Source organism: Streptomyces sp. NTH33 (assembly GCF_003236365.1).
Lineage (GTDB): Bacteria > Actinomycetota > Actinomycetes > Streptomycetales > Streptomycetaceae > Streptomyces.
On sequence record NZ_POTZ01000723.1, the window covers coordinates 1 to 2,358 of the forward strand.

The following is a 2,358-nucleotide window of genomic DNA, read 5'->3' on the forward strand; positions in this document are numbered from 1 at the left end:
CCCCCTCACCCGGCACCGCCGTCCGCGACACCGCCCGCGACCGCGTCGGCGTCGTCATGGGCCACGAGGGCCCGCACCTCCGGCTCCGCCCCCTCTCCGGTGGCCGGGAATGGGACGCCGTTCCCGACCACGTTCAGCCGCTCACCCCGGCGGAACTGCTCCGTGTTCGCGTGGCCGAGACGAACGCACGCAGCCGGCAGGACCTGGACACCACGGGACACCCCGGAGCAGGAAGGTCTCCGGAAAGCAACACGTTCTCCGAACTGGAGTAGTACCCTGTACTACATGGAAACCACCGCGCGCGAGTTCAACCAGAACGCCTCAAAGATCCTCGCGGCCGCAGAACGCGGCGAGATGATCACCGTGACCAAGAACGGGCGCCCGGTGGCCATACTGTCGCCGGTCGGCAGCAAGACCGTGGCGCCGTACCCGACCGACCCCATGGGCGAGGACGAGGCCGCTCCCGTGCTGCACAGTGGCACCCGCGAGGGCGTACGTCCGGTCGACTGGTCGGCCGGACGCGGCTCCTACATGGAGGGATTCGGCGCATGACCGTGCTCGTTGCGGACACTTCAGGGCTCTACGCCTTCTACGACGCCGACGAACCCGCCCACGGGGCGTGCCGCAAGGCCGTCGCATGCGCCTCCCACCTCGTGATCACGCCACTCGTCCTGGCCGAGCTGGACTACCTGCTCTCGACCCGTATCGACGCGGCATCCGCGCAGACGGCGCTGGAGCACATCCGGGACCGGGTGGCCGAGCGCAGGTACGCCGTACCCGAGGCCGAGCCGCACCTGTCCACGGCCCTGGTCACCATGCGGCGCTACCCGCAGATCGGCCTGACCGACACGATGAACATCGTGATGGCCGCGGAGTACCGTACGGACGCCCTACTCACTTTGGACCACCGACACTTCCGCATGGTGCGGCCCCTTACCGGCCACACGGCCTTCTCCCTCTGGCCGGAGGATCTGGACGCCGGGTAGGCCGAACTCGCCTCGCCCGACGAGATGGACGCCGAGGCCGAGGACGCGGCCGTTGACGTACAGGTGGATACCGCACCCCGGGTCGCCCGCTGGCACCGCGTGACAGCGGAATGCAAGCGGGATGCCAGCGGAAGACGTGCCGAACGGTGAGCGGGGGCCGCTGGAATGGTGCCGTACCCACACGGCGGAGGCCGCCGGGCACGGCGGTTCGCCCCGACTCATCGGGAGGCACCATGAACAAGGACCTGAGCACCCTCGCGGACGAGATCCTCGAGCTCGAGGCCGAGACCTTCGAGATCTCCGACTACTCGGACGCCAACGAGGTCGTGCTGGCCGGCTGCACCAGCACCAGCACCAGCTCCACCTCGACCTCCAGCTCCACCTGCAGCACCACCTCCTGCTCCGCCTGACCCCAGGTCCGGTGCGGCAGTGCCCGGTTGGCGCCCTCTTCCGTCAAGAGATGGGCGCGAACCGGGCTTTTGCCGTGCCCCGGACCAGCCGCACCGGCGGCGCACGTCCGTCCGGCGCGGGCGCCGACCGGACTGCCGTCAGTAACTATGTTTTCCCAAACGGTAGTTGACTAATCGCCAGTGGCTGAAACTTACTCCTCAAGCATTTCACAGTCCCCTCTTGACCCGCGTTCTACGCCGGTAGGCACTCACCACTGCACACGACCACATGACCAAATGTTCTCGTGCAGAACGACTTCACACGTGCTCCGTCCTGCCCGCACCGGAGGGGAGGGCCAGGGTCCTGTGTGAGCCACCGCTCCCGGCAGGGGCAGCCATGGCGGCAGGACACCTCTTCCCGGAAGGTGCCGTGGTGAGCCGGTCCGGCAGGTGTTTGCCAGTCGACGGGGGGAATCAGTGCGTTTCCAGTTGCTCGGACCGCTCAGCATCACCGACGGGCACGACGTGGTCGTCCTTCCGCCGGCCAAACCGACGTCGCTGCTGGCGGCCCTGCTGGTCCGCCCCGGCGAGGTGGTCCCGACGGACCGGCTGCGGCAGGCCGTCTGGGGGGAGGAGCAGCCGGCGACGGCGAAGGCGGCCCTGCAGAGTTGTGTCCTGAGGTTGCGCCGCCTCTTCGCGAAGTACGACATAGAGGAGCAGGCGGTGGTCGCGGTCGCCGGGGGCTACCGTCTCCCCGCCGAAAACGACACCCTGGACCTGCTGCATTTCCGCCACCTGGTGTCCAGGGCCGCCGGGGCCGGATAGTCCGAACTCCCCTTGCTGCGCACGGCACTCGGCCTGTGGCAGGGACCGCTTCTCGCCAATGTCCCCTCCGAACTCCTGCACCGCGACGAGGTACCCCGGCTGGTCGAGGAGCGCCTGCGCGTCCTGGAACGGGTCTGCGAGATCCCAGCTGGCCCGGG

4 protein-coding genes and 1 pseudogene are annotated in these 2,358 nt (G+C 68.8%); all 5 read left to right on the forward strand.

Annotated elements, in window-relative coordinates; genetic code table 11:
* Positions 1 to 272, forward strand: a 272-nt coding sequence (locus C1I97_RS35475; protein ID WP_258382900.1) for a hypothetical protein, incomplete at its 5' end; no start/stop codon positions are given.
* A 13-nt stretch (positions 273 to 285) separates the two neighbouring features.
* Entirely contained in the window at positions 286 to 552 is a 267-nt protein-coding gene (locus C1I97_RS35480) for a type II toxin-antitoxin system Phd/YefM family antitoxin (protein WP_111007057.1), read from the forward strand.
* On the forward strand, positions 549 to 986 hold the full coding sequence (locus tag C1I97_RS35485; RefSeq protein WP_111007058.1) for a PIN domain-containing protein: 438 nt from the start codon (positions 549 to 551) through the stop codon (positions 984 to 986). The genes C1I97_RS35480 and C1I97_RS35485 overlap by 4 nt, the downstream gene beginning before the upstream one ends.
* Before the next feature lie 233 nt (positions 987 to 1,219).
* Complete coding sequence (locus C1I97_RS35490) at positions 1,220 to 1,396, forward strand: thiazolylpeptide-type bacteriocin (RefSeq protein WP_111007059.1); 177 nt, start codon at positions 1,220 to 1,222, stop codon at positions 1,394 to 1,396.
* Positions 1,397 to 1,852: 456 nt separating this feature from the next.
* Positions 1,853 to 2,358: pseudogene (locus tag C1I97_RS35495) on the forward strand (AfsR/SARP family transcriptional regulator); the annotation flags it as partial.

Excerpts from the sequence above, each read along its gene's own strand:
- C1I97_RS35480 (WP_111007057.1), top strand. The coding sequence starts at position 286 with ATGGAAACCACCGCGCGCGAGTTCAACCAGAACGCCTCAAAGATCCTC.
- C1I97_RS35485 (WP_111007058.1), top strand. The coding sequence starts at position 549 with ATGACCGTGCTCGTTGCGGACACTTCAGGGCTCTACGCCTTCTACGAC.
- C1I97_RS35490 (WP_111007059.1), top strand. The coding sequence starts at position 1,220 with ATGAACAAGGACCTGAGCACCCTCGCGGACGAGATCCTCGAGCTCGAG.